21 protein-coding genes and 1 pseudogene are annotated in these 22,419 nt (G+C 74.4%); 10 read left to right on the forward strand and 12 right to left on the reverse strand.

Annotated features, from left to right (window positions below; translation table 11 throughout):
• Window positions 1–95: 95 nt before the first annotated feature.
• On the reverse strand, window positions 96–1,793 hold the full coding sequence (locus ACIOGZ_RS23965) for a GAF domain-containing protein (protein ID WP_400803787.1): 1,698 nt from the start codon (window positions 1,791–1,793) through the stop codon (window positions 96–98).
• 339 nt (window positions 1,794–2,132) lie between these two features.
• Here ACIOGZ_RS23965 and ACIOGZ_RS23970 point away from each other — a divergent pair, with 339 nt between their 5' ends.
• The 3 genes from ACIOGZ_RS23970 (at window position 2,133) to ACIOGZ_RS23980 (ending at window position 3,900) form a co-directional block, all read left to right on the forward strand.
• The gene (locus ACIOGZ_RS23970; protein ID WP_363584739.1) at window positions 2,133–2,999 is read left to right on the forward strand and encodes a universal stress protein; all 867 of its coding nucleotides are present in this window, start codon (window positions 2,133–2,135) and stop codon (window positions 2,997–2,999) included.
• A 266-nt stretch (window positions 3,000–3,265) separates the two neighbouring features.
• Window positions 3,266–3,481, forward strand: coding sequence for a type II toxin-antitoxin system VapB family antitoxin (locus ACIOGZ_RS23975; RefSeq protein ID WP_363584741.1), 216 nt, complete (start codon window positions 3,266–3,268; stop codon window positions 3,479–3,481).
• A complete protein-coding gene (locus ACIOGZ_RS23980; protein ID WP_400987182.1) occupies window positions 3,478–3,900 on the forward strand; it encodes a PIN domain nuclease in 423 nt (140 codons plus the stop codon). Before ACIOGZ_RS23975 ends, ACIOGZ_RS23980 begins: the two co-directional genes overlap by 4 nt.
• Window positions 3,901–4,052: 152 nt before the next feature.
• Here ACIOGZ_RS23980 and ACIOGZ_RS23985 read toward each other — a convergent pair whose 3' ends face one another.
• The 3 genes from ACIOGZ_RS23985 to ACIOGZ_RS23995 are packed head-to-tail and all read right to left on the reverse strand — an operon-like array spanning window position 4,053 to window position 7,008.
• Entirely contained in the window at window positions 4,053–4,559 is a 507-nt protein-coding gene (locus tag ACIOGZ_RS23985; RefSeq protein WP_400802745.1) for a copper chaperone PCu(A)C, read from the reverse strand.
• A complete protein-coding gene (locus ACIOGZ_RS23990; RefSeq protein ID WP_400987184.1) occupies window positions 4,556–6,847 on the reverse strand; it encodes a heavy metal translocating P-type ATPase in 2,292 nt (763 codons plus the stop codon). Before ACIOGZ_RS23990 ends, ACIOGZ_RS23985 begins: the two co-directional genes overlap by 4 nt.
• Window positions 6,844–7,008, reverse strand: coding sequence for a hypothetical protein (locus tag ACIOGZ_RS23995; protein WP_350879799.1), 165 nt, complete (start codon window positions 7,006–7,008; stop codon window positions 6,844–6,846). Before ACIOGZ_RS23995 ends, ACIOGZ_RS23990 begins: the two co-directional genes overlap by 4 nt.
• Before the next feature lie 468 nt (window positions 7,009–7,476).
• Between ACIOGZ_RS23995 and ACIOGZ_RS24000 the strand changes: the two genes are divergently transcribed.
• The gene (locus ACIOGZ_RS24000; RefSeq protein ID WP_363584749.1) at window positions 7,477–7,914 is read left to right on the forward strand and encodes a hypothetical protein; all 438 of its coding nucleotides are present in this window, start codon (window positions 7,477–7,479) and stop codon (window positions 7,912–7,914) included.
• Window positions 7,915–7,996: 82 nt separating this feature from the next.
• Here ACIOGZ_RS24000 and ACIOGZ_RS24005 read toward each other — a convergent pair whose 3' ends face one another.
• The 3 genes from ACIOGZ_RS24005 to ACIOGZ_RS24015 form a co-directional block, all read right to left on the reverse strand.
• Complete coding sequence (locus ACIOGZ_RS24005; RefSeq protein WP_363584751.1) at window positions 7,997–8,410, reverse strand: NTP pyrophosphohydrolase; 414 nt, start codon at window positions 8,408–8,410, stop codon at window positions 7,997–7,999.
• A gap of 84 nt (window positions 8,411–8,494) precedes the next feature.
• On the reverse strand, window positions 8,495–8,905 hold the full coding sequence (locus tag ACIOGZ_RS24010; RefSeq protein ID WP_363584753.1) for a PPOX class F420-dependent oxidoreductase: 411 nt from the start codon (window positions 8,903–8,905) through the stop codon (window positions 8,495–8,497).
• The gene (locus tag ACIOGZ_RS24015) at window positions 8,902–10,191 is read right to left on the reverse strand and encodes a D-alanyl-D-alanine carboxypeptidase family protein (RefSeq protein WP_400987237.1); all 1,290 of its coding nucleotides are present in this window, start codon (window positions 10,189–10,191) and stop codon (window positions 8,902–8,904) included. Before ACIOGZ_RS24015 ends, ACIOGZ_RS24010 begins: the two co-directional genes overlap by 4 nt.
• A gap of 245 nt (window positions 10,192–10,436) precedes the next feature.
• On the opposite strand from ACIOGZ_RS24015, the gene ACIOGZ_RS24020 reads away from it, so the two are divergent.
• Window positions 10,437–10,634: a hypothetical protein gene (locus ACIOGZ_RS24020; protein ID WP_363373336.1), complete on the forward strand. Its 198-nt coding sequence runs from the start codon at window positions 10,437–10,439 to the stop codon at window positions 10,632–10,634.
• An 8-nt stretch (window positions 10,635–10,642) separates the two neighbouring features.
• On the opposite strand, the gene ACIOGZ_RS24025 is transcribed toward ACIOGZ_RS24020, so the two are convergent.
• Entirely contained in the window at window positions 10,643–11,446 is an 804-nt protein-coding gene (locus ACIOGZ_RS24025; protein ID WP_363629839.1) for a TetR/AcrR family transcriptional regulator C-terminal domain-containing protein, read from the reverse strand.
• 82 nt (window positions 11,447–11,528) lie between these two features.
• On the opposite strand from ACIOGZ_RS24025, the gene ACIOGZ_RS24030 reads away from it, so the two are divergent.
• From ACIOGZ_RS24030 to ACIOGZ_RS24040, 3 genes are all read left to right on the forward strand, one after another.
• Complete coding sequence (locus ACIOGZ_RS24030; protein WP_363629841.1) at window positions 11,529–12,380, forward strand: siderophore-interacting protein; 852 nt, start codon at window positions 11,529–11,531, stop codon at window positions 12,378–12,380.
• A gap of 495 nt (window positions 12,381–12,875) precedes the next feature.
• Window positions 12,876–16,319, forward strand: coding sequence for a S8 family serine peptidase (locus ACIOGZ_RS24035; RefSeq protein WP_363584759.1), 3,444 nt, complete (start codon window positions 12,876–12,878; stop codon window positions 16,317–16,319).
• 157 nt (window positions 16,320–16,476) lie between these two features.
• Window positions 16,477–17,445 (forward strand): alpha/beta fold hydrolase, encoded by a 969-nt coding sequence (locus ACIOGZ_RS24040; RefSeq protein WP_400987187.1) that lies wholly within the window; start codon window positions 16,477–16,479, stop codon window positions 17,443–17,445.
• A 63-nt stretch (window positions 17,446–17,508) separates the two neighbouring features.
• Here the strand turns inward: ACIOGZ_RS24040 and ACIOGZ_RS24045 are convergent, their stop codons facing one another.
• The 4 genes and pseudogenes from ACIOGZ_RS24045 to ACIOGZ_RS24060 form a co-directional block, all read right to left on the reverse strand.
• Entirely contained in the window at window positions 17,509–17,709 is a 201-nt protein-coding gene (locus tag ACIOGZ_RS24045) for a hypothetical protein (RefSeq protein ID WP_063346158.1), read from the reverse strand.
• Window positions 17,710–17,827: 118 nt separating this feature from the next.
• Window positions 17,828–18,409, reverse strand: coding sequence for a TetR/AcrR family transcriptional regulator (locus ACIOGZ_RS24050; protein ID WP_363625455.1), 582 nt, complete (start codon window positions 18,407–18,409; stop codon window positions 17,828–17,830).
• A gap of 128 nt (window positions 18,410–18,537) precedes the next feature.
• Window positions 18,538–19,929, reverse strand: a complete 1,392-nt coding sequence (locus tag ACIOGZ_RS24055) for an amidase (protein ID WP_363629845.1) — start codon at window positions 19,927–19,929, stop codon at window positions 18,538–18,540.
• Window positions 19,916–20,137, reverse strand: a pseudogene (locus ACIOGZ_RS24060) (hypothetical protein); the annotation flags it as partial. The gene ACIOGZ_RS24055 and the pseudogene ACIOGZ_RS24060, both read right to left, overlap by 14 nt.
• Before the next feature lie 218 nt (window positions 20,138–20,355).
• On the opposite strand from ACIOGZ_RS24060, the gene ACIOGZ_RS24065 reads away from it, so the two are divergent.
• Together ACIOGZ_RS24065 and ACIOGZ_RS24070 are read left to right on the forward strand one after the other, a co-directional pair.
• Entirely contained in the window at window positions 20,356–21,264 is a 909-nt protein-coding gene (locus ACIOGZ_RS24065) for an MBL fold metallo-hydrolase (RefSeq protein WP_363584765.1), read from the forward strand.
• Window positions 21,265–21,581: 317 nt separating this feature from the next.
• Window positions 21,582–22,397: a DUF4328 domain-containing protein gene (locus ACIOGZ_RS24070; protein ID WP_400987189.1), complete on the forward strand. Its 816-nt coding sequence runs from the start codon at window positions 21,582–21,584 to the stop codon at window positions 22,395–22,397.
• The last annotated feature ends 22 nt before the right edge of the window (window positions 22,398–22,419 follow it).

Raw genomic sequence — 22,419 nt, forward strand, 5'->3', positions numbered from 1 at the left:
ACGTGTGAACCCGCCCGAGGACGTTCGGTCGTTCGAGTAGGGACGGCGTGCGCAAGGGGGCGGAGCGACGTGGGCGAAGGCCCGGTGACGGCACGTCAGGAGCTGAGCGGGGCCTCCCAGGAGAGCCGGGTGCCGCCGCCCTCGGCGGGCCCGACCGTGAAGGCGCCGCCCACCCGCTCGGCCCGCTCGGCGAGGTTGCGCAGCCCGCTGCGCCGGCCGCCCTCGGGAACGCCCACCCCGTCGTCGGCCACCACCAGGGACAGCCGCCCGGCGAGCGCTCGCAGCGTCACCTCCACCCGGCCCGCCCGCGCGTGCCGGGCGGCGTTGCTGAGCGCCTCGCCGAGGACGGCCACCACGTGGTCGGCCAGTTCCTGCGGCACGTCGGTGTCCAGCAGGCCCTCCATGCTCAGCCGGGGCGCGAAGCCGAGCGTCCCCTGCGCCTCGGCGACGACGCGGGTGGCGCGGGCGCGCAGGCCCCGGTCGGGCTCGCTGTGGGCGCGCAGCCCGAAGATCGTCGACCGGATGATCTTGATGGTCTCGTCCAGGTCCGCCACCGCGCGGGCGACCCGGTCGGCGGCGGCCGGGCTGTCGATCAGCCGGCCCGCGCTCTGCAACGTCATCCCGGTCGCGAACAGCCGCTGGATCGCCAGGTCGTGCAGGTCCCGGGCGATCCGGTCACGGTCCTCCAGCAGCGTCAGCTGCTCGGCGTCGCGCCGCCGCTCGGCCAGCTCCAGGGCCAGCGCCGCCTGGTCCGCGAAGCCCAGCAGCGGCCCGGTCTCGTCCGGCCCGAAGGCCGGCTGTCCGGCGGCGCGGGCCAGCAGCAGCACGCCCCGCCCGTACCCCGCCCCGGTGCCCAGCGGCACCGCAACCGCCGGGCCCAGCCCGTCGAAGCGCCCCGCCGGGCCCGCCGGGTAGCGGGCGTCGCAGGCCAGGTCGTCGCTGGTCACCGGTGAACCGGAGGCGTACGCGGCGCCCGACAGCGTGCCGTCCACCGGCACCGTCACCCCCAGCCGCGCGGCGGGCGCCCCGCCCAGCGCGACCTCCACCGTCAGCTCCTCCGCCCGCTCCTGCGGACCGTCCAGCGCCACCGAGACGTCGGCCAGCTCGGCGCCGGCGATCTCCCCGGCCCGGCGGGCGATCAGCTCCACCACCTCCAGCCGGGGCGCGCCCGACAGCAGGCTGCGGCTGATCTCCGCGCTGGCCCGCAGCCAGCGCTGGCGCAACTGCGCCTCCTCGTACAGCCGGGCGTTGTCGATCGCCACCCCGGCCGCGACCGCCAGGGTGGAGATCACCGCCTCGTCGTCGGTGTCGAAGTCCAGCCCGCCGCGCTTGTCGGTGAGGTACAGGTTCCCGAACACCTCGCCGTGCACCCGCACCGGCACCCCGAGGAAGGTGTGCATCGGCGGATGGTTCGGCGGGAAGCCCGCCGAGGCCGGGTGCTCGGACAGCACCGGGCAGCGCAGCGGCTGCGGGTCGCGGATCAACTCCCCGAGGATGCCCCGGCCGGACGGCGGCGGGCCGATCTCGGCGATCTCCTCCTCGGACAGTCCCACCGTCAGGAACTGCGACAGCGAGTGCCCGTCCGGGCCGATCACTCCGAGCGCGGCGTAGCGGGCGTCCACCAGGTCGGCGGCGGCCTCGACGATCCGGTGCAGAGCCTGGGCGAGGTCCAGCTCCCGGCCGACCGCGAGCACCGCCTCCAGCAGGCTGTGCACCCGGTTCTGGGTGCCGCGCGCCGCGTCGATCCGCCACTGGAGCTCCTCCAGCAGCTCGTCCAGGCGCAGCCGGGGCATCCGCGCGCCGCCGACCGCCGCGCTGCCGTCCGCTCCGCCCACCGCTGTCCTCCTCGTACTCGCCCCGGCCCGTCCTCCACCCGCCGCCGGAGGGCGCCAGGTGCCGCCCGATCAGGGCGATTGCCGGATTCACGGTAGTGCCCGGGTGTCGGCACCCCGCACGCCGGGGTGCGCCGTACGCTCCCACGGGCGGGCCTTTCGTCCCGTCACCGAGGGGCCTGCGGCCTCTGTCGCGAGGCCCTGGCGGACCGCCAGGGTGGGGGAGGAGCGGACGGGCCGTCAGTGCGCACACCGTCCCCGCGCCGCCCCGCCAAGCGCCGACACAGTGGAGGAACCCTCATGACGCCATCCGTCCTGGCCGGGGTCGACGGCTCGCCGGAGAGCACCACCGCCGCCCTCTGGGCCGCCGACGAGGCGGTGCTCCGGGGCGCCCCGCTGCGCCTGGTGCACGCCTGGCCGTGGCTGACCGACGGTGTGGCCACCTTCGCCGAGCCCGACGACCTGCCGGCCGCCGCACAGCGGGTGCTGGCCTCGGCCGCCGACGCGATCCGCGAGCGCCACCCCGACCTGGTGGTGCACACCGACGCCGTCCTGGACGCGCCGGTGGACGGCCTGGTCGCCGCGGCCGCGGACGCCGCCCTCCTGGTGCTCGGCTCGCGCGGCCTCGGCGGCTTCACCGGGCTGCTGCTCGGCTCGGTCGGCATGGCCGCGGCCGCCCGCAGCACGGTGCCGGTGGTCGTGGTGCGCGAGCCGGGCGCGCCCGACGGGGCCGGCGATGACGGGCCCGAGGTGCTGGTCGGCGTCGACGCGCACGCCCCGGAGGAGGAGGTGCTCGCCTTCGCCTTCCAGGAGGCCGCCCTGCGCGGCGCCCGGCTGCGGGCCGTGCACGGCTGGGACCTCCCGCCGGTCTTCGGCTACGCCGGCGGGGCCGTGCCGCCCACCGAGATCGCCCAACTGGAGGCGCTGGAGGCCAAGCTGCTCACCCTCGCCCTGGCCGGCCAGCGCGAGCGGCACCCGGACACCGTGGTGATCGAGGACGTCCGGCTCGGCTCCGCCCGCGGCCTGGTCGAAGCCTCCGCCGGTGCCGCCCTCCTGGTCGTCGGCCGCCGCCACCGCTCCCTCGACTTCGGCCCCCGCCTCGGCCGCGTCGCCCACGCCGCCCTGCACCACGCCCAGTCCCCGGTCGCCGTCATCCCCCACCCCTGACCGACACCCCGGCGGCGCACGCTCGGAAAGCGGGCCCAGGCAACCCCTCACGAGTTCGAATCTCACCTCCTCCGCCGGCCGATGGCCCGGACCGCACAGCGGTCCGGGCCATCGGCGTATCCCGTCCGAGGAACCCAGGGGGGCGCCAACGTGCGCGGCGTCGCAGGCGTTCCGGCAGTGCTGGGCATCGCCGTCCACGCATCCCTTCCGCCTGGAACATGTCGAGATATACTTCAGATGCGAGTTGATATCAGGAGGTGCATCACATGAGCCGGACCGTGATCGACCTGGACGACGAGCTGCTCGCCGACGTGGCTCAGGCTCTCGGCACCAGCACCAAGAGGGAGACGGTCAACACCGCTCTGCGTGAGGTGCTGGAGAACAGACGGCGAGCGCTCGCCCTCACACGGCTGCGTGCCGCGGCGGACGCGGGGGCCTTCGACCTGGAGATCTTCGAGGACAAGAGGAACTACCGCCGGTGAACGCGGCGCAATTCCTGATCGACACCAGCGCGCTCGCGCGCTTCATGCGCGGCGACGCCGAGCAGTACGGCTGGGACCAAGCCGCAGCGGCGGGCTTGGTCGCAACCTGCCCCATCACCGAACTTGAGTTCTTCTACAGCGCGCGGACAGCGGCCGACCGCGCTCAGGGGATCGAGGACATGCGGCTGCTGTTCGGCTGGGTGCCGGTCGATGACCGCGCCTACGACCGCGCCTGGTACGTCCAGGGCATGCTGACCAAACGAGGTCAGCACCGCAGCGCCGGAGCCGTGGACCTGGTCGTCGCGGCCACAGCGGAACTGCAAGGCCTGACCCTTCTGCACCGGGACCGCGACTTCGAGTGCATCGCGAGCGTCACCGGACAGGCCCTCCAGTGGTACGGGTCGGAGGCCGGCAAATGAATCCGGTCCGTTCCGGTCCCGGACTGGGAGCCGGGAAAGGGGCCTGATCCTGTTCGAACCGCAATCTCGTGTTCTCTGCCTCCGCCCGACAGGCCATCGGCCGGGCCGGATCACGCCTCGACGGGGGCGGGGCGTGATCCGGCCGGGGAGTGTCAGGTTGCCGGGGGTTCGGTCGGGCGGGGGCGGGTGCCCGGGGGGAGGACTTGGGCCTTGAGGTGGAGGTCCGGGCTGTGGCGGAAGCCGAGGGTGAAGTCCACCCACTGGCCGGCCCGTAGGGGTGGGGGGTCGGCGATCATCAGGTCGGCGTCCTCCGGGGCCATCGCCAGCTCGCCGCGGCCCGGGATCGGGAGGGCGGCCACCGGCTCCCAGCGGCCTGCGGCGCCCTGGTGGAGGTGCCGCTTGATCGTGATCCTGCCGCCGAACTCCCAGCTGGCGGAGGTCAGTTCGTCCGGTACGTCGCCCGGGTTGCGGATCGTGAAGAACGCCGCCGTGGCCGGGGCCGCGCCCGCCGTCGGCAGTAGCAGCCAGCCCGGGCCGGCCTCCACCGGCCGGGGCCGCCCGGCCCCGCCGACCGCCGTCCACCCGGTCAGCAGCACCAGCGTCAGCGCCGCCGCGCCCACCGGCGGGCCGACCACCCGCAGCCGTCCGATCGCGCTCATCGCCGTACCCCCTTCCGGGCCGCCGAGGCGCCGCGCCCGGGCTGCCAGGTGCGCAGCCGCAGGCTGTTGCCGACCACCAGCAGCGAGCTGAGCGACATCGCCACCGCCGCCAGCATCGGGTTGAGCAGGCCGACGGCCGCCAGCGGGATCAGCACCACGTTGTAGCCGAAGGCCCACAGCAGATTGGCCCGGATCGTGCCGAGGGTGCGCCGGGCCAACCGGACGGCGTCCACCACCGCCTCGATGTCGCCGCGCACCAGGGTGAGTCCGGCCGCGCCGATCGCGGCGTCGCTGCCCGAGGCCAGCGCCACCCCGAGGTCCGCCGAGGCCAGTGCCACCGCGTCGTTGACGCCGTCGCCGACCACCGCGACCGTCCGCCCGGCGCCCCGCAGCTCGGCCACCACCGCGGCCTTGCCCTCCGGCGAGGCCGCGGCGTGCACCCGTTCGATGCCCAGCTCGCGCGCCACCGCCCGGGCCGCGCCCGGGCCGTCGCCGGTCAGCAGGACGGTCTCCAGTCCCATCCCGCGCAGCCGGTGGAGCGCCCGCCAGCTGCCCGAGCGCAGCGTGTCGCCGACGGCGAGCACGGCCGCGGCCCGCCCGTCCAGTTCGACCACCACGGCCGTGCGGCCGGTGTCCGAGGCGGCGGTGACCGCGTCCGCGAGGTCGGCGGGCAGCGGCTGCGCCGTGCCGTCCGGGCGGACCACCCGTATCCTCCGGCCCTCGACCACCCCGGCCACCCCGACCCCGGTGGCGGCCGCGAAGCCGTCCACCGCGGGGAGCGGACCGCAGCGCTCCCGCGCGGCCGCCGCCACGGCCCGCCCGATCGGGTGCTCCGAGCGGTGTTCCACCGCGCCGGCCAGCCGCAGCACCGCACCCTCGTCGAGACCTTCGCCGAGCCCCGAGTCGAAGCCCTGGGCGACCGTCACCGCCGCCAGTTCCATCCGCCCGGTGGTCAGCGTCCCGGTCTTGTCCAGCACCACGGTGTCGACCCGGCGCAGGCTCTCCAGTACCTCCGGGCCGCGCACCAGCACGCCCAGTTCCGCGCCCCGCCCGGTCGCCGCCAGCAGCGCCGTCGGGGTGGCCAGGCCCAGGGCGCACGGGCAGGCGACCACCAGCACGGCGACCGCCGCCGTCACCGCCGCCTGCGGGGCCGCGCCCGCGCCGAGCCAGAAGCCCAGCACGCACACCGCGCCCGCCAGCACGCACGGCACGAACACCCCGGCCACCGCGTCGGCGAGGCGCTGCGCCCGGGCCTTGCCGGCCTGGGCGTCCGCCACCAGCGCGGTGATCCGGGCGAGTTGGGTGTCGGCGCCGACGGCCGTCGCCCGTACCACCAGCGCGCCGCCGACGTTGACGGTCGCGCCGGCCACCGCGTCCCCGGGGCCGACCTCCACCGGCACGCTCTCCCCGGTCAGCAGGCTCAGGTCGAGCGCCGAACCGCCTTCGACCACCACCCCGTCGGTGGCCACCCGTTCACCCGGCCGCACCACGAACTCCTGCCCGGGCAGCAGCAGTTCGATCGGTACCAGGTGCTCCTCGCCGGTCCCGCCGTCCCGGACGCACACCTGCTTCGCGCCCAGTTCGGCCAGCGCCCGCAGCGCGGAACCGCTGCGCCGCCGCACCCGGCCCTCCAGCAGCCGCCCGGCCAGCACGAACAGCGGCACCCCGACCGCCGCCTCCAGGTAGACGTGCGCCGCGCCGCCGCCGTCCGCGGTCAGCGAGAACGGCATCCGCATGCCGACCTCCCCGGCGCCGTCGAACACCAGCGCGTACGCGGACCAGCCGAAGGACGCCACCACCCCCAGGCTGACCAGGGTGTCCATGGTGGCCGCCGCGTGCCGCAGCCCCTGCCAGGCCCGGCGGTGGAACCCGACCGACCCCCAGGTCACCACCGGGACGGCCAGCGCGAAGCAGACCCACTGCCAGGCGGGGAACTGTAGTGACGGCACCATCGACAGCACCACCACCGGGACGGCCAGCAGCGTCGTCACCAGCAGCCGCCAGCGCTCCGCCGGCTCCTCGTCCGGCAGCCCGACGCCCGCCCCGGCGGGCGCCAACTCGGCGGTGTATCCCGCTCGTTCGACGGCCGCCACCAGCTCTGCGACCGGCACCCCGGCCGGGTGCAGCACCCGGGCCCGACCGGTCGCCAGGTTCACCCCGGCCGTCACTCCGTCGATCCGGGCCAGCCGCTTCTCCACCCGGCCCACGCAGGCCGCGCAGGTCATCCCGCCGACCGCCAGATCGGTGCTCACCAGGGCCCCGGCGTCGGCCCCCGCGACCGGGCTCATCGCATCCCGCCCATGTCGTGCCCGCCCATCCCGGGTGCCCCGGGCGACGCGCCGCCCCCGGGCGTCAGCCCCGGGGACACCGGGCCCGCCTGCCGTCCCACCGCGTACGCCACCACGAACACCACCACCAGCAGCAGGGCGAACCCCGCCAGCACACTCAAGGGCCGGACACCCGGCGACTTCGCACTCACCCCCCAGCAGTCGGACGACGGGCACGGTTGGTTCCCGTACGGTCCGAACCGGTGGGGACCGGTGGGAGCGCCCTGGCGTCGCGGGCCCGGCGAGACCCGTACGGCGGGCCTCGGGCCCGGATTAATTCGGATGACGCACCCGGTGTGACCAGGTAGCGTCCGGGACGGCGCCTCCCGATGCGCTGGGCCCCGGCTACTACCCGTCAACTAGATGCCGGTGCCCGTGGTCGGGTTCCGGGAGGCGCCCATACGCGTTCAGCCCCGGGGTCGCTTCAGCCCGCCGCGCGGGGGCGTGGTTCGAGGGCCGGGGTTCAGGCGAATCCGCCCTCGGCGAAATCTGATCGTCATAAGATCCCTTCGTGTGCCGAGGGTCGGCACCCGGCCCGGCCGCGCGCGCTCGTGCGGCCGGACGGATGGTCAACGCAGCGGGGAGTAGCGATGACACGTACGGGGAAGCGGATGCTGGCCGCCAGCGCGGCCGCGCTGGCGGCGGTACTGGCGGTCGCCGGGACGGCCTCGGCGCAGCCGGGCCCGGCTGCGGTCCAGAGCGGTATGGGGACGGGGGAGATCCTGCCGCACCCGGGGGAGACGGGCCTGATCTGGATCCCGGACTGGATCGGCGACGGTGGCGCGGTGACGGCCTCCGTCAACCCCTCTCAGCCCTTCACCGTGACGGTGGGCTGCCAGGGCGGCGGCTCGGTCCAGGTCCACGTCGCCGGCCTGGCGCCGGCCGACTTCACGGTCCAGTGCCCGGTCGGCGCGACCGGCATCGGCTCGGTGGAGATCCCCGCCCGGCCCGGCCGGGACCTCCTGTTCACGGTGACCGCCTCCGACCAGGCGATCCACTGGGGCATGTACGCCACCCAGGCGGACTGACCCCGCCGCGCGTCCCGGAACGGGTCCCGTTCGGTCCTGCCGCGCGCGCGACAGGACCGAACGGGACTGAACGGGACCGGCCCTAACGCCGCACGCTGCGCGGCCCGGTGACCGCCGCGCCCAGCGCGCCGACCCGGGCCCGCAGTTCGCGGTCGGCGGTGACGACCAGGCAGTCCCGGTCCGGCTGTTCGGCTCTGGCCGCCCGGACCAGCTCGACGATCCGGTCGTCACCGCTGCCGGCCGCCGCGACCACCCGTACCTCGGGCAGTCCGTCCACACCTCGGGCCGCGCCCTCCACGACCAGCACCACCTCCAGCGGCCCGGGCCGCTCCGGCAGGCCCTGCCCGGCGACGGCGACCAGCGCGTCCCGCAGCCGCTCGGCGGCGCCCCGTCGATCCCGCCACCACCCGTCGGGCACCGACCCGACCACGTTGGCCGCGTCCACCACCAGCAGCGGCAGCCCGCCCCGGGCCCCGTCCGCGTCCCTGTCCTCCATGGCCTCTCCCACGCCCTTCCTCGTCACGCCTTTCCCCGGGCCGGCCCGGCGAGTGACCGGGGGCCCCGCCAGCCGGGTGGCGCGTCAGGTGAGGGTGATCCGGATGCCGACGGTGCCGCGCTCGCCGCGGCGCAGGCGGCTGCCGAGCAGGGTGAGCACACCGAGCAGGCCGTACTTCTGGCGCAGCAGGGTGCGGTAGGCGGCGGTGCGTTCGGGGTTGAGGATCTCGGCGGTGGCGGGGTACTGCTCGCCGGTCGGCCGGCCCTTGACGTCGCAGGGGCCCACCAGGACGTCCGCGCGGTTGCGGATCCGCTTGACCTTCCAGGAGTCGGCGACGGTCCAGACGCCGAGCGCCTCGCCGTCGCGCACCACCCACACCGGGGTCGGCACGGTGGTGCCGTCCTTCTTGTAGGTGGTGACGAGCAGGTAGCTCCCGGAGGAGAGGCTGACGATCCGGGCGAGCCGGTCGGAGGAAACGGGGTCGGGCGTGGTCATGGCCGGAAGTCTAGGGCGTGCCTGACCAGGGCCCGGGCCCGGCGGGCCAGCCCGCGGTGGCCGTGCCCGCCGAGGGCGGTGGCGCCCGGGTCGGGGAGCGCGGCCGGGTCGGCGGCGAGTGCGGCGCGGCGGCGGGCGGCGGTGCGCCCGGCGGCCCACAGGGCGAGGACGGCGCCGAGTGCGATGGCCGTCCAGGCGGCCGGGGCGAGGCCGGGGTCGTTGCCCCGGACGGCCTGCGGGTGCGCCTGACCGGCGATGGCGGCGGGGGCGGCGGAGGAGGCAGCGCCGGCCCGGCCGGTGATGGTGGCCGGGCGGGCGGCGGCGGTGTCCTCCACCAGTTGCCCGACCGGCTGGACCTTGTCGGCCGCCGCGAAGCCCCAGTCGAGCAGCTCGGCCGCCTCGTCGTAGACCCGGGTCTGGGTGTCCGGGTGCATCACCGTCACCAGCAGCGTGCGGCCGCCGCGCTGGGCGGCGCCGGTGAAGGTGGCGCCCGCGTTGGTGGTGTAGCCGTTCTTGACGCCGATCAGGCCCTGGTACTTGCCGAGCAGCCGGTCGGTGTTGGCGATGTCGAAGCTGGTGCGCTGCCCGGTGAGCTTGTCGAGTCCGCCGGGGAAGTGCGCGGTGCGGGTGGAGCAGTAGGAGCGGAAGTCGGCGTTGCGCAGCCCGGCGCGGGCGAACAGGGTGAGGTCGTAGGCGGAGGAGACCTGGCCGTCCATGTCGTAGCCGTCGGGGGAGACCACCTTGGTGTCGCGCGCTTGCAGGGCCTGGGCACGGGACTGCATCTCGGCGACGGTCTGCTGGAGGCCGCCGTTCATGTGCGCGAGGACGTGGACGGCGTCGTTGCCGGAGCTGAGGAAGACGCCCCGCCAGAGGTCCTCGACGCGGTACGGCAGGTCCTCCTTGACGCCGACGAGGCTGCTGCCGGCGCCGACGTTGGCCAGTTCGGCCGTGGTGACCTTGTGCTCCGTCGTGCGGTCGAACTTGGGCAGCACGGTGTCCGCGAAGAGCATCTTCAGGGTGCTGGCCGGGGGGAGCTGGAGGTGGGCGTTGTGGGCCGCGAGGACCTCGCCGGTGCCGGCGTCGGCGACCAGCCAGGACCGCCCGGTCAACGTGGGCGGCAGCGCGGGCGCCCCGGCCAGCGGAGCGACCTGGACGGCGGACCGGCCGAGCCGTTCGCCGCCGATCGCACCGGCGGCGTCCTGCCCGGGGGCGGTCGGGGCGCCGGCGGCGAGCATCAGGGCGGACACCGCGGCGGCCGCCGCCACTCTGCTGACATGCTGTGGCATCTGCTGCACACGGCGAACGTACCCGGGGCGCCGCCGGGCCGCCGCGCCTGCTGCTCCGTCCGGATCCCGGGCGGGTACGGCGGTCCGCACCCCGGGCGGTACGGCACCGGGACGGCCGGGCGGCGGGCGGGCGGCGACCGGCGGCTCCGGGACGGCCGGCGGAAGCCGCCGGGACGACTTTGGTCATCCCCGGGTCGCGCCGAAAGTCGGATTCCCGGGCGCCGGGAGCTGCCTAGGCTCGGGGCATGAAGACGCTGCTCGGCTATCTCGGTTTCGTGCTGATCCTCGGCGGCGGGTCCGGCCTGGCGGCGGACTGGCTGGGGGGCTTCCGGTTGTTCGGCTTCGTCCGTTTCCTGGTCCCGGACGGCCATGAGACCGCCGGGTACGCCACCCTGCTGGTGCTCGGCATCCTGCTGGCGATCCCGGCGGCCCGCCGAGGCTGATCAGCGGCTCAACCCGAGCCCCGACCGGCACCCCGACCGGCACTCTGATCAGCCCCCGCCCCCGAGGCCGCCACGCCGTCGAGCAGGACGGCGAGCCCGGTGCGGAAGGCCGCCCGGTCGCGGTCCTGCGGCGTGCCGTCGGAGGCGCCCTGGAGGGCGGTCAGCAGGGGGAAGCGCTCGGTGAAGTCCGGTGCCAGTTCGGCGAGTCGGGCGGACCGGGCGGTCCACCAGTCCTCGTCGGCGATGCCGGTCGCGGCGGCGGCGCCGCGTGATTCGGCGGCCACGGCGGCCGTGCCGCGGACGAACTGCCAGAGCGCCGCGACGACGCCGTGCAGCCGCGGGGGTGCGAGGGCGGCCGATTGCAGGGCACGTAACAGGCTTTCCATGGCGGCGAGTTCGGCCGGTCCGAGCACCGGGCGGGCCTGCGATACCTGGAGGATCCAGGGGTGGCGCAGGTAGCAGGCGTACAGTTCCTCGGCCCAGGCGGTGACGGCGGGGCGCCAGCCCTCCAAGTCCGCGACGGAAGGCCGCAGTTCGCCGAGTGCCCGGTCGTGCATCAGGTCGAGGAGTTCGGCCTTGCCCGGGACGTAGGTGTAGAGGGCCATGGCGGTGCGGCCGAGCCGTTCGCCGACGGCGCGCATCGAGAGCGCGGCCATGCCGTCCGCGTCGGCGACCGCGATGCCGGCGGAGACGATCGCGTCGACGCTGAGGCCCGGTTTGGGGCCGCTGCGCCCGGTGCGCGGTTGCGGTGGTGCGCCCCAGAGCAGGGACAGGGACCGGTGGGCGTCGCCCTGTCCGGCGTAGACGACCATGCAGCAACTCCTTATGGCGTAAAGTATCCTCGCCCGCGACAACTCTTTATGTCGTAAGGTTATCAACCGAAGGGGTTTTGCGATGACACTGCCCGTCACCTTCGCCGAGGTCGTCGAGGTCCGCCGGATCACGCCGCGCACCGCCCGGGTCACCTTCGAGGCCGAGGCCCTGGCGGACTCCGTGGGCACGGCGCCCGACCAGCAGGTGAAGCTGTGCTTCCCCCGTCCCGGCCAGGCGGTGCCCGAGCTGCCCGCGCAGAGCGACGACCCGATGAGCTGGTACCAGGCGTACCTGGCGATCCCCGAGGCGGGGCGCCCGCTGCTGCGCAGCTTCACCCTCCGGCGCCGGCGGCCCGGCACCCGCCTGGTCGAGATCGACTTCGTGCTGCACGGCGACACCGGTCCGGCCGCCGCCTGGGCGGAGCGCGCGGAGCCGGGGCAGCGGCTCGGGATGGTCGGCCCCTCGGCGCTGTACGCCCCGCCGGTCCCGCTCGCCGAGGCCGCCGCCGCTGCCGACTGGGTGCTGCTGGCGGGGGACGAGACGGCGCTGCCGGCGATCGCGACGCTGGTCGAGGCGCTGCCCGCCGGGGTGCGGGCCCTCGCGTTCGTCGAGGTCGCGGACGAGGCCGAGCGGCAGCCGCTGGAGAGCCGTGCCGAGCTGGCCGTGCACTGGTCGGTCCGGGGCGGGGCGGCCCCCGGGGTCGTGCTGGCCGGGGCCGTGCGGGCCGCCGCGCTGCCGGCCGGCGCGCCGTTCGCCTGGCTCGCGGGGGAGGCGGGCGCGGTGCGGGCACTGCGCCGCCACCTGGTGGCGGAGCGCGGCGTGCCGAAGCGGTCGATCGACTTCACCGGGTACTGGCGCCACCGGCTGACCCAGGACGACGCGCCCACCGCCGAGGATCTGGCGGACGCCCAGGAGCGATTGGCCGCCGGCTGATCGGGTGCTGATCGCTCGGCGGTCGGGGGGTTCCGGCCACCGGGCGTCGGTGTGACCGCGCGCCCGTTCTGTCATGTCCGGTTTCAGAGTGGGTCCGGGGGGAAGGGTGTGTGGCGGTGCTGACGGTGTGTCCCAGGTGGCGGTGGTCCGCCACTGTCCAGAGTTCGCCACCGATTTTTTCCGACCGGGATCGGACAGTTCCGACCGGGTCTGGTCAGCGAAAAGGGGCGGACATGGCCCGATTTCTGCCGTGAATTTTACTTTCTGATGGTCTTTTTTACTTTCTAATGGGGATTTCCCCCCTTGTCGTGGTCGTGTCGGATGCGCTGGAATGCGACCGCTGTCGGGACGCGCGGTCCGGAGCAACCACGCGTCCGACCTGGATTCGCGTACGCTGGGCCGCGCAACCTGACGTCTCATCAGACGAAAGGATGTCCATTGATCGGCTGGCGGAAATCCCAGCTAGCAGCTGCCGTCACGGTCACCGCCGCGTCCATGGTCCTGACCTTCGGGTCCAGCGCCAACGCAGCTCCGCTCCCGGACCCGCAGAACGCCCCCGTGGCGTCCGCGGACGGGACCCCGGTGCCGGTGATCGTGATTCTCAAGGACCAGATAGCGGACGCCCCGGCCGACAACGGCCACCTCGGCGCCCGTAAGCAGAAGGCCGCGAACGCCCAGGCGCCGCTGCTGGACAAGGTCAAGGCCAACGGCGGCACCAACATCAAGAGCTTCGTGGTCGGGAACGCGTTCTCGGCCACGGTGAGCCCCGCGCTGCGTGCCGCGCTGCTGGCCGACCCGGCCGTCGCCTCGGTCGTCGCGGACGAGCAGGTCACCGTCACGCCGCCGGCCGCCGGCAAGGCCGCGGCCGCGAAGGACGCCGCGGACACCAAGTCCGGTGCCAAGTCGGCCAAGGCCGCCGCCCCGCAGGCCGTTTCGGGCAGCAACGGCCAGGGCGCCGAGCAGAACGCGACCAACACGATCTGCCCGTCCGACCCGTCCCAGCCGCTGCTGGAGCCGGAGGGCCTCTACTCGACGCACGCCGTCGGCGCCGACGGCAAGCCCGGCGCGGCCGACCTGGCCACCGGCAAGGGCGTCAAGGTCGCCTACATCGCGGACGGCCTCGACCCGAACAACCCGGACTTCATCCGGGCCGACGGCTCGCACGCGGTCGTCGACTACCAGGACTTCGCGGGCGACGGCGTGGACGCGCCGACCGGTGGCGCGGAGGCCTTCGGCGACGCCTCGGCGGTCATCGCCCAGGGCCGCCAGGTCTACGACGTCTCGAAGTTCGTGAACGCCTCCCGCGGTCTGCCGGCCGGCTGCAACATCCGCATCCGCGGCCTCGCCCCGGACGCCTCGCTGGTCGCCCTGCGGGCCGGCGGCGAGATCATGTCGAACTCGTCGATCCTGCAGTCCATCGACTACGCGGTCTCGGTCGCCAAGGTCGACGTGCTGAACGAGTCCTTCGGCGGCAACGTCACCCCGGACAGCGGCGCGCACGACACCATCTCGCTCTTCAACGACCAGGCCGTCAAGGCCGGTGTCACCGTCTCCGTCTCCACCGGCGACGCGGGCATCAGCGGCACCATCGGCACCCCGGCCACCGACCCGAACGTGATCGCGGTCGGCGCCTCGACGGACAACCAGAACTACCAGCAGACCGGCTACGCGGCCGCCCAGTTCTCCAACAAGACCTGGAGCAACAACCGCATCTCCGCGCTCTCCTCGGGCGGCTTCACCCAGGCCGGCCGCACGGTCGACCTGGTCGCGCCGGGCGAGTCGGACTGGGCGCTCTGCTCGCCCGACACCAGCAAGTACACCGACTGCACCGGCTACAGCGGCCAGGGTTCGCCGATCCAGTCGTTCGGCGGCACCAGCCAGGCCGCGCCGTTCGTCACCGGCGCCGCGGCCCTGGTCATCCAGGCCTACCGCGACACCCACAACGGCCAGTCGCCCGCCCCGGCGCTGGTGAAGAAGTTCATCACCGGCACCGCCCAGGACCTCGGCGTCCCGGCCGAGGAGCAGGGCGCCGGCCTGCTGAACGTCCGCGCCGCCGTCGAGGCCGCCCGCGGCTACCACGCCGGCTCCGGCGCGTCGGACAGCAAGACCGTCGTCGTCACCACCGGTCAGGTCGACATCGCCGGCAACCCCGGCTCGACCCACACCGCCGACGTGACCGTCACCAACACCAGCTCCGCCCCGCAGACGGTCAGCGGCGCGACCCGCACCTTCGTGCCGCAGTCGAGCAACCAGCAGACCGTCCAGCTGGACACGGCCTCCACCGACACCTTCAAGTACGCCACCAACGGCGCCACCTGGGTGCAGAAGCAGGTCAAGTTCACCGTCCCGGCCGGCGCCGACCGCCTCGCGGCGTCGATCGCCTGGCAGGGTGCGGCCAGCCCGGTCACCAACGGCTCCGTGGTCCGCATGACGCTGCTCGACCCGTCGGGCCGCTTCGAGACCAACACCCGTCCGCAGGGCGGAGCCACCCCGGCCGACTTCGGCCTGGTGGACGTCCCGCACCCGGTGGCCGGCGAGTGGACCGCCGTCCTGTACACCCCGGCGGGCAAGGCCGGCTACAACGGTCCGGTCCAGCTGGGCACCGCCACCCAGCGCGCGGTGCCGGCCGGCGCCGTCAGCCCGAGCGTCGCGGACCTGAAGCCGGGTGAGACCAAGACCCTCAAGGTTCAGCTCACCACCCCGGGCACCAGCGGCGACTCCAGCCAGGCGATCACCGTCGCCAGCTCCAACGGCACCGCCACCAGCGTTCCGGTCGTGCTGCGCAGCCTCGTCCCGGTCAACCAGGGCAAGGGCACCTTCACCGGCACCATCACCGGTGGCAACGGCCGCAACGCCTCGCCGACGCAGAGCTTCGCGTACGCCTTCGACGTCCCGAAGGGCCAGAAGGACCTGCGGGTCGGCGTCACCGTCGCCAAGGACCCGAAGCTGCTCATGCAGGGCGCGCTGATCAGCCCGAACGGCACCCCGATCGACATCGAAGGCAACGGCCTGCTCGACGCGCAGGGCAACCTGACCGGCACCACCGCCGGCGTCTCGGCCACCACCGTCAACCCGGCCGCCGGCCGCTGGCGGTTCGTCCTGAACGTGCTCGGCCCGGTCAGCGGCCAGGAGCTCGCCCAGGACTTCGCCGGCACCGTCGCGTTCAATCAGAACGTCGCCACCGCCGCCGGCCTGCCGAACGACCCGCACGCCAAGCTGGCGGCCGGCAAGCCGGTCACCGTCCAGGTGAACTACACCAACAACACCGTCGCCACCCAGAAGATCTCGGCCGACGGCCGCCTGGACCGCCGCACCGACATCCCGCTGGTGCCGCAGGGCGCCTCCGCGACGGTCACCCTGCCGCTGAGCCTCACCTCCGCGGTGCCGTCCTTCCTCGTCCCGCCGGGCACCGACCAGCTGAAGGCGGTGGCGGCCTCCTCGACGCCGGCCCACCTGGAGCTGTCCGGCACCACCGGCTCGCCGGACCTCTTCGGCGACCTGAAGAAGGCCCAGGACGGTTCGACCATCTCGGTCGTGACCGACAACGGCAGCGCGTCGCAGCCGGTCCTCCCCGGCGTGTGGGGCACCTTCCTGCAGCAGGTCGGCCCGTTCGGCACCGCCGGTGCCCCGGCCGGCACCGCCACCATCACCGCGACCGCGCACACCCAGGCGTTCGACCCGGCGCTGACCTCCAGCACCGGTGACCCGTACGCCCTGGCGGTCAACGCCTCGGCCCCGGCCGCCAACCCGGTGACCGTCCAGCCGGGCGCCAGCGGCTCGCTCCAGGTCACCGTGACCCCGACCGGTGCGAAGGGCAGCACCGTCCACGGTGTGCTGTACCTGGTGTCCGCCCCCAGCTCGGTGGCGACCGCCAACAACACCCTGGGCACCACCGGTTCGGTGCTCGCGGCGATCCCCTACAGCTACACGGTGAACTGACCTTCCATCACCACGCCGAGGCCGTCCCGGAGTTCCGGGGCGGCCTCGGCCGTTCTCCCCGGGGCGGCGGGAATGCCCCGCGCCCCGGCGGTGTTGCGCCGGGAAGGACCGGGGCGAAACGGATGCCCCGGCCCTTCCACCGGACCGGGAGCGGGACTTGAACGACGCGATCAAGCACAGCCACGTCGAGGTGAACGGTGTCCGTCTGCACGTCGCGGAACAGGGCGAGGGCCCGCTGGTCCTGCTGCTGCACGGCTTCCCGGAGAGCTGGTACTCCTGGCGCCACCAGTTCGCCCCGCTCGCCGCGGCCGGCTACCGGGTCGTCGCCCCCGACCAGCGCGGCTATGCCCGCAGCGAGCAGCCCGAGCGGGTGGACGCGTACTCCCTGCTGCACCTGGTCGGCGACGTCACGGCGCTGATCCGCGTGCTCGGCGAGGAGCGGGCCGTCGTGGTCGGGCACGACTGGGGCGCGCCGGTCGCCTGGGCCACCGCCGCGCTGCGGCCGGACCTGGTGCGCGGGGTCGCCGGGCTGAGCGTGCCGCCGCTGCCCAGCGGGCCGCGGCCGCTGCGGGAGTCCCGGGAGAACTTCGGCGAGGGCTTCTACCAGAACTACTTCCAGGAGCCGGGCCGCGCCGACGCCGAACTGGCGGCCGACGTGAAGTCCAGCTTCCGCCGCATCCTGGGCGGTGGCCCGCGCGGTGGGGGGAAGCCGCAGCCATGGGTCGTCCCCGAGGGCAAGGTCCTGCTGGACACCATCCCGGAGCCGGCGCAGCTGCCGGCCTGGCTCACCGAGGCGGACATCGACGCCCTCGCGGCCGACTACGCCCTGCACGGCGAGCACGCCTTCACGGGCGGGCTCAACTGGTACCGGAACATCGACCGCAACGCCGAACTGATGGCCGCCTTCGACGGCGTGACGATCGACGTGCCGGCGCTGTACGTGGCCGGCGAACAGGACATGGTGAACGCGCTCGTCCCACCGGAGGTGCTGGCCCACCTGCTGAGCCGGGTGCCCAAGCTGCACCGCCACGTCCGGCTGCCGGACACCGGGCACTGGACGCAGCAGGAGCGCCCGGCGGAGGTCAACGAGGCGCTGCTCGACTTCCTCAAGCACCTGGACGCCTGACGCCCGCCCGGCTCCGGCCCGGATGCCGGGTCGGAGCCGGGTTGCGGAGGTCCGGCGGCGCGATCAGTGGTGGTGGTGGCTGCCCATGGGGTGGTCGCAGGCGCGGCACCTCCGGATGAAGAGGAGGCTCAGGCCGACGGTGACCACCGCGCCGAGTGCCACCCCGGTGCCCCGCACCGTCTTGCGGGCCGCGTTGCCGCCGATCGAGCCGGTGCACCGCGAGCAGTTCTGGCATCCGGTCCGGACCGGGATCTTCTTCCCCACGACGCTTCCTCCCAGGCGAGGTCCCGGCCAGCGGCCGGGCTCGTGAACGTCCCGCAGAAGCTTATAACTTGAGCTGCCCGTCGATAACGTGAGCTGCCCGTCCTCGCCCGGCGAACGATCATCCGCCCGAAGGACCGGCCCCGTACGGGTCGAGGAGTTCGGCCACGAGCCGGCGCGCGTACGCGGGGTCGAGGCCGGCCGGGCGGAAGAGGATGCGGTACATCAGGGGGGCGACGACGCCGTCCATGACCGCCTCGACGCCGGGCGTGTCCTCCCCGCGGCCGCCCGCCCGGCTCAGCACGGCGCCGACCTGTTCGGCCGCGTAGTCCGAGCACTGGCCGGCGTTGCCGCCGTCCGGGTCGCCGAGCAGGGCGTCGCGGATGTAGGCGCGGCCCGAGGGGGAGGCCATCTCGTCGAGGAACTGTTCGGCCCAGGCCGTCAGGTCGGACCGCAGGTCGCCCAGGTCCTCCGGCGCCGTGTCGGGCCGCAGGCGCTCCACCGCGACGTCGGACAGCAGCTCCTGGAGGTCGCCCCAGCGGCGGTAGACCGTCGACGGGGTGACGCCCGCGCGCTGCGCGACCAGCGGCACCGTCAGCGCGTCGCGGCCCACCTCGGCGAGGAGTTCACGCACAGCGGTGTGCACCGATGCCTGGACCCGGGCGCTGCGCCCGCCGGGGCGCACCATCTGTTTGCGACTCATGACAAACACCTTAAAGCACAATCCTTGCGTTTACGGGGTGCCGGGGTGCCGGGGTGCCGGGGTGCCGGGGGCCCGCCTCGGAGCCGGACGGCGGGCCGGCGCCGTCCGGCCCGGCCCGCCTGCTGTTCTCAGACCGCCGGCGCGAGCGCCCGGGCGGGCTGCGTCCGCTCGAAGGCGTGGCCGACCCGCAGCAGCGTGCGCTCTCCGAGCGGCCGGCCGAGCAACTGCATGCCGATCGGCAGGCCCGCCGCGTCCCGGCCGACCGGGACGGACAGGGCGGGCACCCCGGTGATGTTGGCGGGGGCGGACAGGCGCACGTAGGCGTCGGGGACGCTCTCGACCGTGCCGTCGGGCCAGGTGACGGCCTCCTGGTCGGTCCGTACCGCGGTGACCGGGACGGTCGGGGCGGCGATCACGTCGACCTCCTCCAGCATCCGGGCCCACTCCTGCCGCATGAGCGTCCGGGAGCGCTGGGCGCGCAGGTAGTCTCCGGCGGTCATCAGCTCGCCGGCCTCCAGGAGGGCGCGGACATCCGCCTGGTACAGCTCGGGCACCGCCCGCAGGGAGCGCTCGTGGTAGGCGGTGGCCTCCGGTGCCACCAGCCCCCACAGAGTCGCCTGGAGGTAGCGGGTCATCGGGATGTCGACGTCGACGAGCCGTGCGCCGAGTGCCTCCAGGTGCTCGATGGCGCGCCGGACGGCGGCCTCCACCTCCACGTCGACGCGGTCGAAGTAGTAGCTGCGCGGCACGCCGACGCGCAGCCCCGTCAGGTCCGTGTCCGCGCCCGGCTGATGGCCGACGGCGGGGGTGGCCAGCGAGGCGGGGTCGCGCGGGTCGTGCCCGGCGAGGGCGTCCAGGACGAGGGCCGTGTCCTCGACGGTCCGGGCGATCGGGCCGACGTGGTCCAGCGACCAGGACAGGGACGCGACGCCGTGGCGGGGGACGAGGCCGTAGGTCGGCTTGAGGCCGACGACCCCGTTGAGCGCGGCGGGCACCCGGATCGAGCCGCCGGTGTCGGTGCCCAGCGCGAAGGTCGCGGCGCCCGCGGCGACGGCGACGGCGGATCCGCCGCTGGAGCCGCCGGCGACCCGGCCGCGGTCCCAGGCGTTGCCGGTCTGCGGGGTGGTCAGGCCGTAGGCGAACTCGTGGGTGTGCGTCTTGCCGACCAGGATCGCGCCGGCCGCGGCCAGGCGGGCGGCGACCGTGCTGTCGGCCTGCGCGCGGTGGTCGGCGCGGACCCGGGAGCTGGCCGTGGTGGCCAGCCCGGCGACGTCGATCAGGTCCTTGAGCCCCATCGGCACGCCGTGCAGCGGCCCTCGGTGCAGGCCGCGCGCCGCTTCCTGCTCGGCCTCGCGGGCCGCCCGGCGCGCCCGCTCCGCGGTGACCGCGACGTAGGCGCCGAGGTGCGGTTCGACCAGCTCGATGCGGTCGAGGACCGAGTCCACCAGTTCGACGGGGGACAGTCGCCGGGCCCGGATCTCCTCCGCGGCGGCGGCAAGGGAGAGCTCATACGGCTGCATCGTGCGTCTCCTCGTCCGTGTAGTGGGCGCTTTCCGCGCGGTAGGCGCTCGCGGGCGGGGTGTCCCCGAAGTCCAGCTCCCGCAGGACCGCGACGACGGAGAGCAACTGGTTGGCGGTGGCCGCGACCGGGTCGTGGCGGTCGGCGGGCAGGGGGAGCCCGGCCCGGGCGGCCCAGCGGGCGGCCTCGGGCGGCGTGAGGTCGGTGGCGGGCCGTTCGGCGGCGGACGGACCGGTGGGCGGTTCGGCGGGAGGTTCGGCGGAGGGGTGTTCGGTGGTGGGCGGTTCGGCGGAGGACATGGGCGTTCTCTCCTGATCGGGGCTGGAGCGAGATGGCACCCGCACCAAAAGCTAACTGTTTGCGTTAGTCGGACTGTAGGTCCTACGATGGCTTAACGCAAACCGATTGCGTTTACGGGAGGAGCCCCATGTCCGGCGCCACGTCCGAAGCCCCCGCCCCCATCCCCGCCTGGACGGTGGGAGGCGTCACCGTCCACCGCATCGACGAGACCCTCCTGCCGCCCGCGACCGGGCCGTGGCTGCTGCCCGAGGCCACCCCCGAGGTGGTGACCGGCCACGACTGGCTGCACCCCCACTTCGCCGACCACGAGGGTGTCCTGCACCTGGACAGCCACAGCTTCGCGTTCGCCGTGGGCGGGCTGCGCGTCCTCGTCGACACCGGCATAGGCAACGGCAAGGAGCGGGCCAACCCGGCCTGGCACCACCTGCGGACCGACTACCTGGAGCGCCTCACCGCCGCCGGCTTCGCTCCGGACTCCGTCGACCTGGTGATCCTCACCCACCTGCACGCCGACCACGTCGGCTGGAACACCCGGGAGGTGAACGGCGAGTGGGTCCCCACCTTCCCCCACGCCCGCTACGTCACCTCCCGCGCCGAGCGGGAGTTCTGGGCCGGGTACGACCTGGAGGAGGCGCGGAGGCAGATGTTCCTCGACTCCGTGATCCCGGTCGAGCGGGCCGGGATGCTGGACCTCGTCGACGTCCCGGCCGAGGGCGTCGAGATCGCCCCGGGCCTGCGCCTGATCCCCACCCCCGGCCACACCCCCGGCCACGTCGCAGTCGAACTGACCAGCCGGGGCGAGACGGCGCTGATCACCGGTGACTGCGTCCACCACCCGGTCCAGCTCGCCCACCCCGCCATCGGCGCCTGCGTCGACATCGACCCGCGGCAGTCCGAGGCCTCGCGCCGCAAGCTCCTCGGCTCCCTCGCCGACACGGACACCCTCCTGCTCGGCACCCACTTCGCGCCGCCCACCGCCGGTCGCGTGCTCACGCACGGGGACGCCTACCGGCTGCTGCCCGTACCCTCGGCCTGACGCCGCGTTCGACCTCCCCGGGACGCTCGCACCCCTTCACCAGTCCTGCGCCCGAGGTCCGTCGACCGCACACCCGGATCGAGCGGGACGGGTGCGCCGGGTCGGGGCGGTGAGCCGGAGTCGGCTCCCCGGGGCTCGATTCCCGCGCGATCTGTCGTTTATCCGGCGATACCGCCGCTGAGCTGCGAAATCTCGCTGGCAGCGGACGTCGGTGATCCCCTAGAGTCGGCGCGCCCGCCCCGGTCGGGGCGTTGGCGGCACCGGCGTGCGAGTCCGAGCACGCGGCGATTCCAGGAGTTGACGATCTGATGGTGTGTGTGGCGTGTGGGGCGCGTCCCGCGGGGACCGAGAGCCGACGCTGCTTCGGCTGCGCGGAGGCGGCGCCGGGCTGGGCGGCGGCGCTCCGACCGGCGAACAGCCTTGCCATCGCGGTCTACGTCCTGCTGGGGGTGAACGCGATGCTGGCGGCGGGGGCGGTCGTGGCCGGCCTCTGGTCCGATGCCCTGTTGGGCCAGTTGGCGGACGGGTCGGCTGACCTCGACGACTTCGATGCCGTGGACTCCCTGGTGAAAGGGCTGAACGGGGTCTTCCTTCCGTTGGCGCTGGTCACCGCCGTGGTGTTCATCATCTGGTTCTACCGCATCCGCCAGAACGCCGACCTGCTGCTGCCGCACGGGCACCGGCGCGGACGCGGCTGGACCATCGGGGCCTGGGTCACCCCGTTCGTCCTGCTCTGGTTCCCCTGGCAGCTGATGGTGGACTGCTGGCGGGCGAGCGCTCCGCTGGACGCGGAGGGACGGCGCCGCGCGGTGTCGGAGAAGGTCCTGGTCCTGTGGTGGTCCACCTGGATCGGCGCGCTGGTCGTCAACCGGATCGCCAGCTCGATGATGAAGCACGTGAACCTGACGGTGCTCGACAGCCTGGAGGACCTGCGCGAGACCATCCGGGTGGAGACCGCCGGCTCGGCGCTGCGCCTGGTCGCGGCCGTCGCGGCGATCGTGGTGGTCCAGCGGCTGACGGCCATGCAGTGGGCGCGCCGGGCCGACATCAACCCGCTGGCAGCCAGGGCCGCCCAGGTGGCGGCCGAGGAAGCTCGGGCCCAGGCCCAGGCCCAGGCCAAGGCCCAGGCTTAGGCCGCCACGGCGGCGGACTCGG

The sequence above is a fragment of the Kitasatospora sp. NPDC088160 genome (assembly GCF_044741445.1).
Lineage (GTDB): Bacteria > Actinomycetota > Actinomycetes > Streptomycetales > Streptomycetaceae > Kitasatospora.

Bases quoted from the DNA above. Each gene is read 5' to 3' on its own strand.
- ACIOGZ_RS23965 (WP_400803787.1), bottom strand. From the start codon at position 1,793: ATGCCCCGGCTGCGCCTGGACGAGCTGCTGGAGGAGCTCCAGTGGCGG.
- ACIOGZ_RS23970 (WP_363584739.1), top strand. From the start codon at position 2,133: ATGACGCCATCCGTCCTGGCCGGGGTCGACGGCTCGCCGGAGAGCACC.
- ACIOGZ_RS23975 (WP_363584741.1), top strand. From the start codon at position 3,266: ATGAGCCGGACCGTGATCGACCTGGACGACGAGCTGCTCGCCGACGTG.
- ACIOGZ_RS23985 (WP_400802745.1), bottom strand. From the start codon at position 4,559: ATGAGCGCGATCGGACGGCTGCGGGTGGTCGGCCCGCCGGTGGGCGCG.
- ACIOGZ_RS23990 (WP_400987184.1), bottom strand. From the start codon at position 6,847: ATGAGCCCGGTCGCGGGGGCCGACGCCGGGGCCCTGGTGAGCACCGAT.
- ACIOGZ_RS24000 (WP_363584749.1), top strand. From the start codon at position 7,477: ATGACACGTACGGGGAAGCGGATGCTGGCCGCCAGCGCGGCCGCGCTG.
- ACIOGZ_RS24005 (WP_363584751.1), bottom strand. From the start codon at position 8,410: ATGGAGGACAGGGACGCGGACGGGGCCCGGGGCGGGCTGCCGCTGCTG.
- ACIOGZ_RS24010 (WP_363584753.1), bottom strand. From the start codon at position 8,905: ATGACCACGCCCGACCCCGTTTCCTCCGACCGGCTCGCCCGGATCGTC.
- ACIOGZ_RS24015 (WP_400987237.1), bottom strand. From the start codon at position 10,191: ATGCCACAGCATGTCAGCAGAGTGGCGGCGGCCGCCGCGGTGTCCGCC.
- ACIOGZ_RS24020 (WP_363373336.1), top strand. From the start codon at position 10,437: ATGAAGACGCTGCTCGGCTATCTCGGTTTCGTGCTGATCCTCGGCGGC.
- ACIOGZ_RS24025 (WP_363629839.1), bottom strand. From the start codon at position 11,446: ATGGTCGTCTACGCCGGACAGGGCGACGCCCACCGGTCCCTGTCCCTG.
- ACIOGZ_RS24030 (WP_363629841.1), top strand. From the start codon at position 11,529: ATGACACTGCCCGTCACCTTCGCCGAGGTCGTCGAGGTCCGCCGGATC.
- ACIOGZ_RS24035 (WP_363584759.1), top strand. From the start codon at position 12,876: ATGGTCCTGACCTTCGGGTCCAGCGCCAACGCAGCTCCGCTCCCGGAC.
- ACIOGZ_RS24050 (WP_363625455.1), bottom strand. From the start codon at position 18,409: ATGAGTCGCAAACAGATGGTGCGCCCCGGCGGGCGCAGCGCCCGGGTC.
- ACIOGZ_RS24055 (WP_363629845.1), bottom strand. From the start codon at position 19,929: ATGCAGCCGTATGAGCTCTCCCTTGCCGCCGCCGCGGAGGAGATCCGG.
- ACIOGZ_RS24065 (WP_363584765.1), top strand. From the start codon at position 20,356: ATGTCCGGCGCCACGTCCGAAGCCCCCGCCCCCATCCCCGCCTGGACG.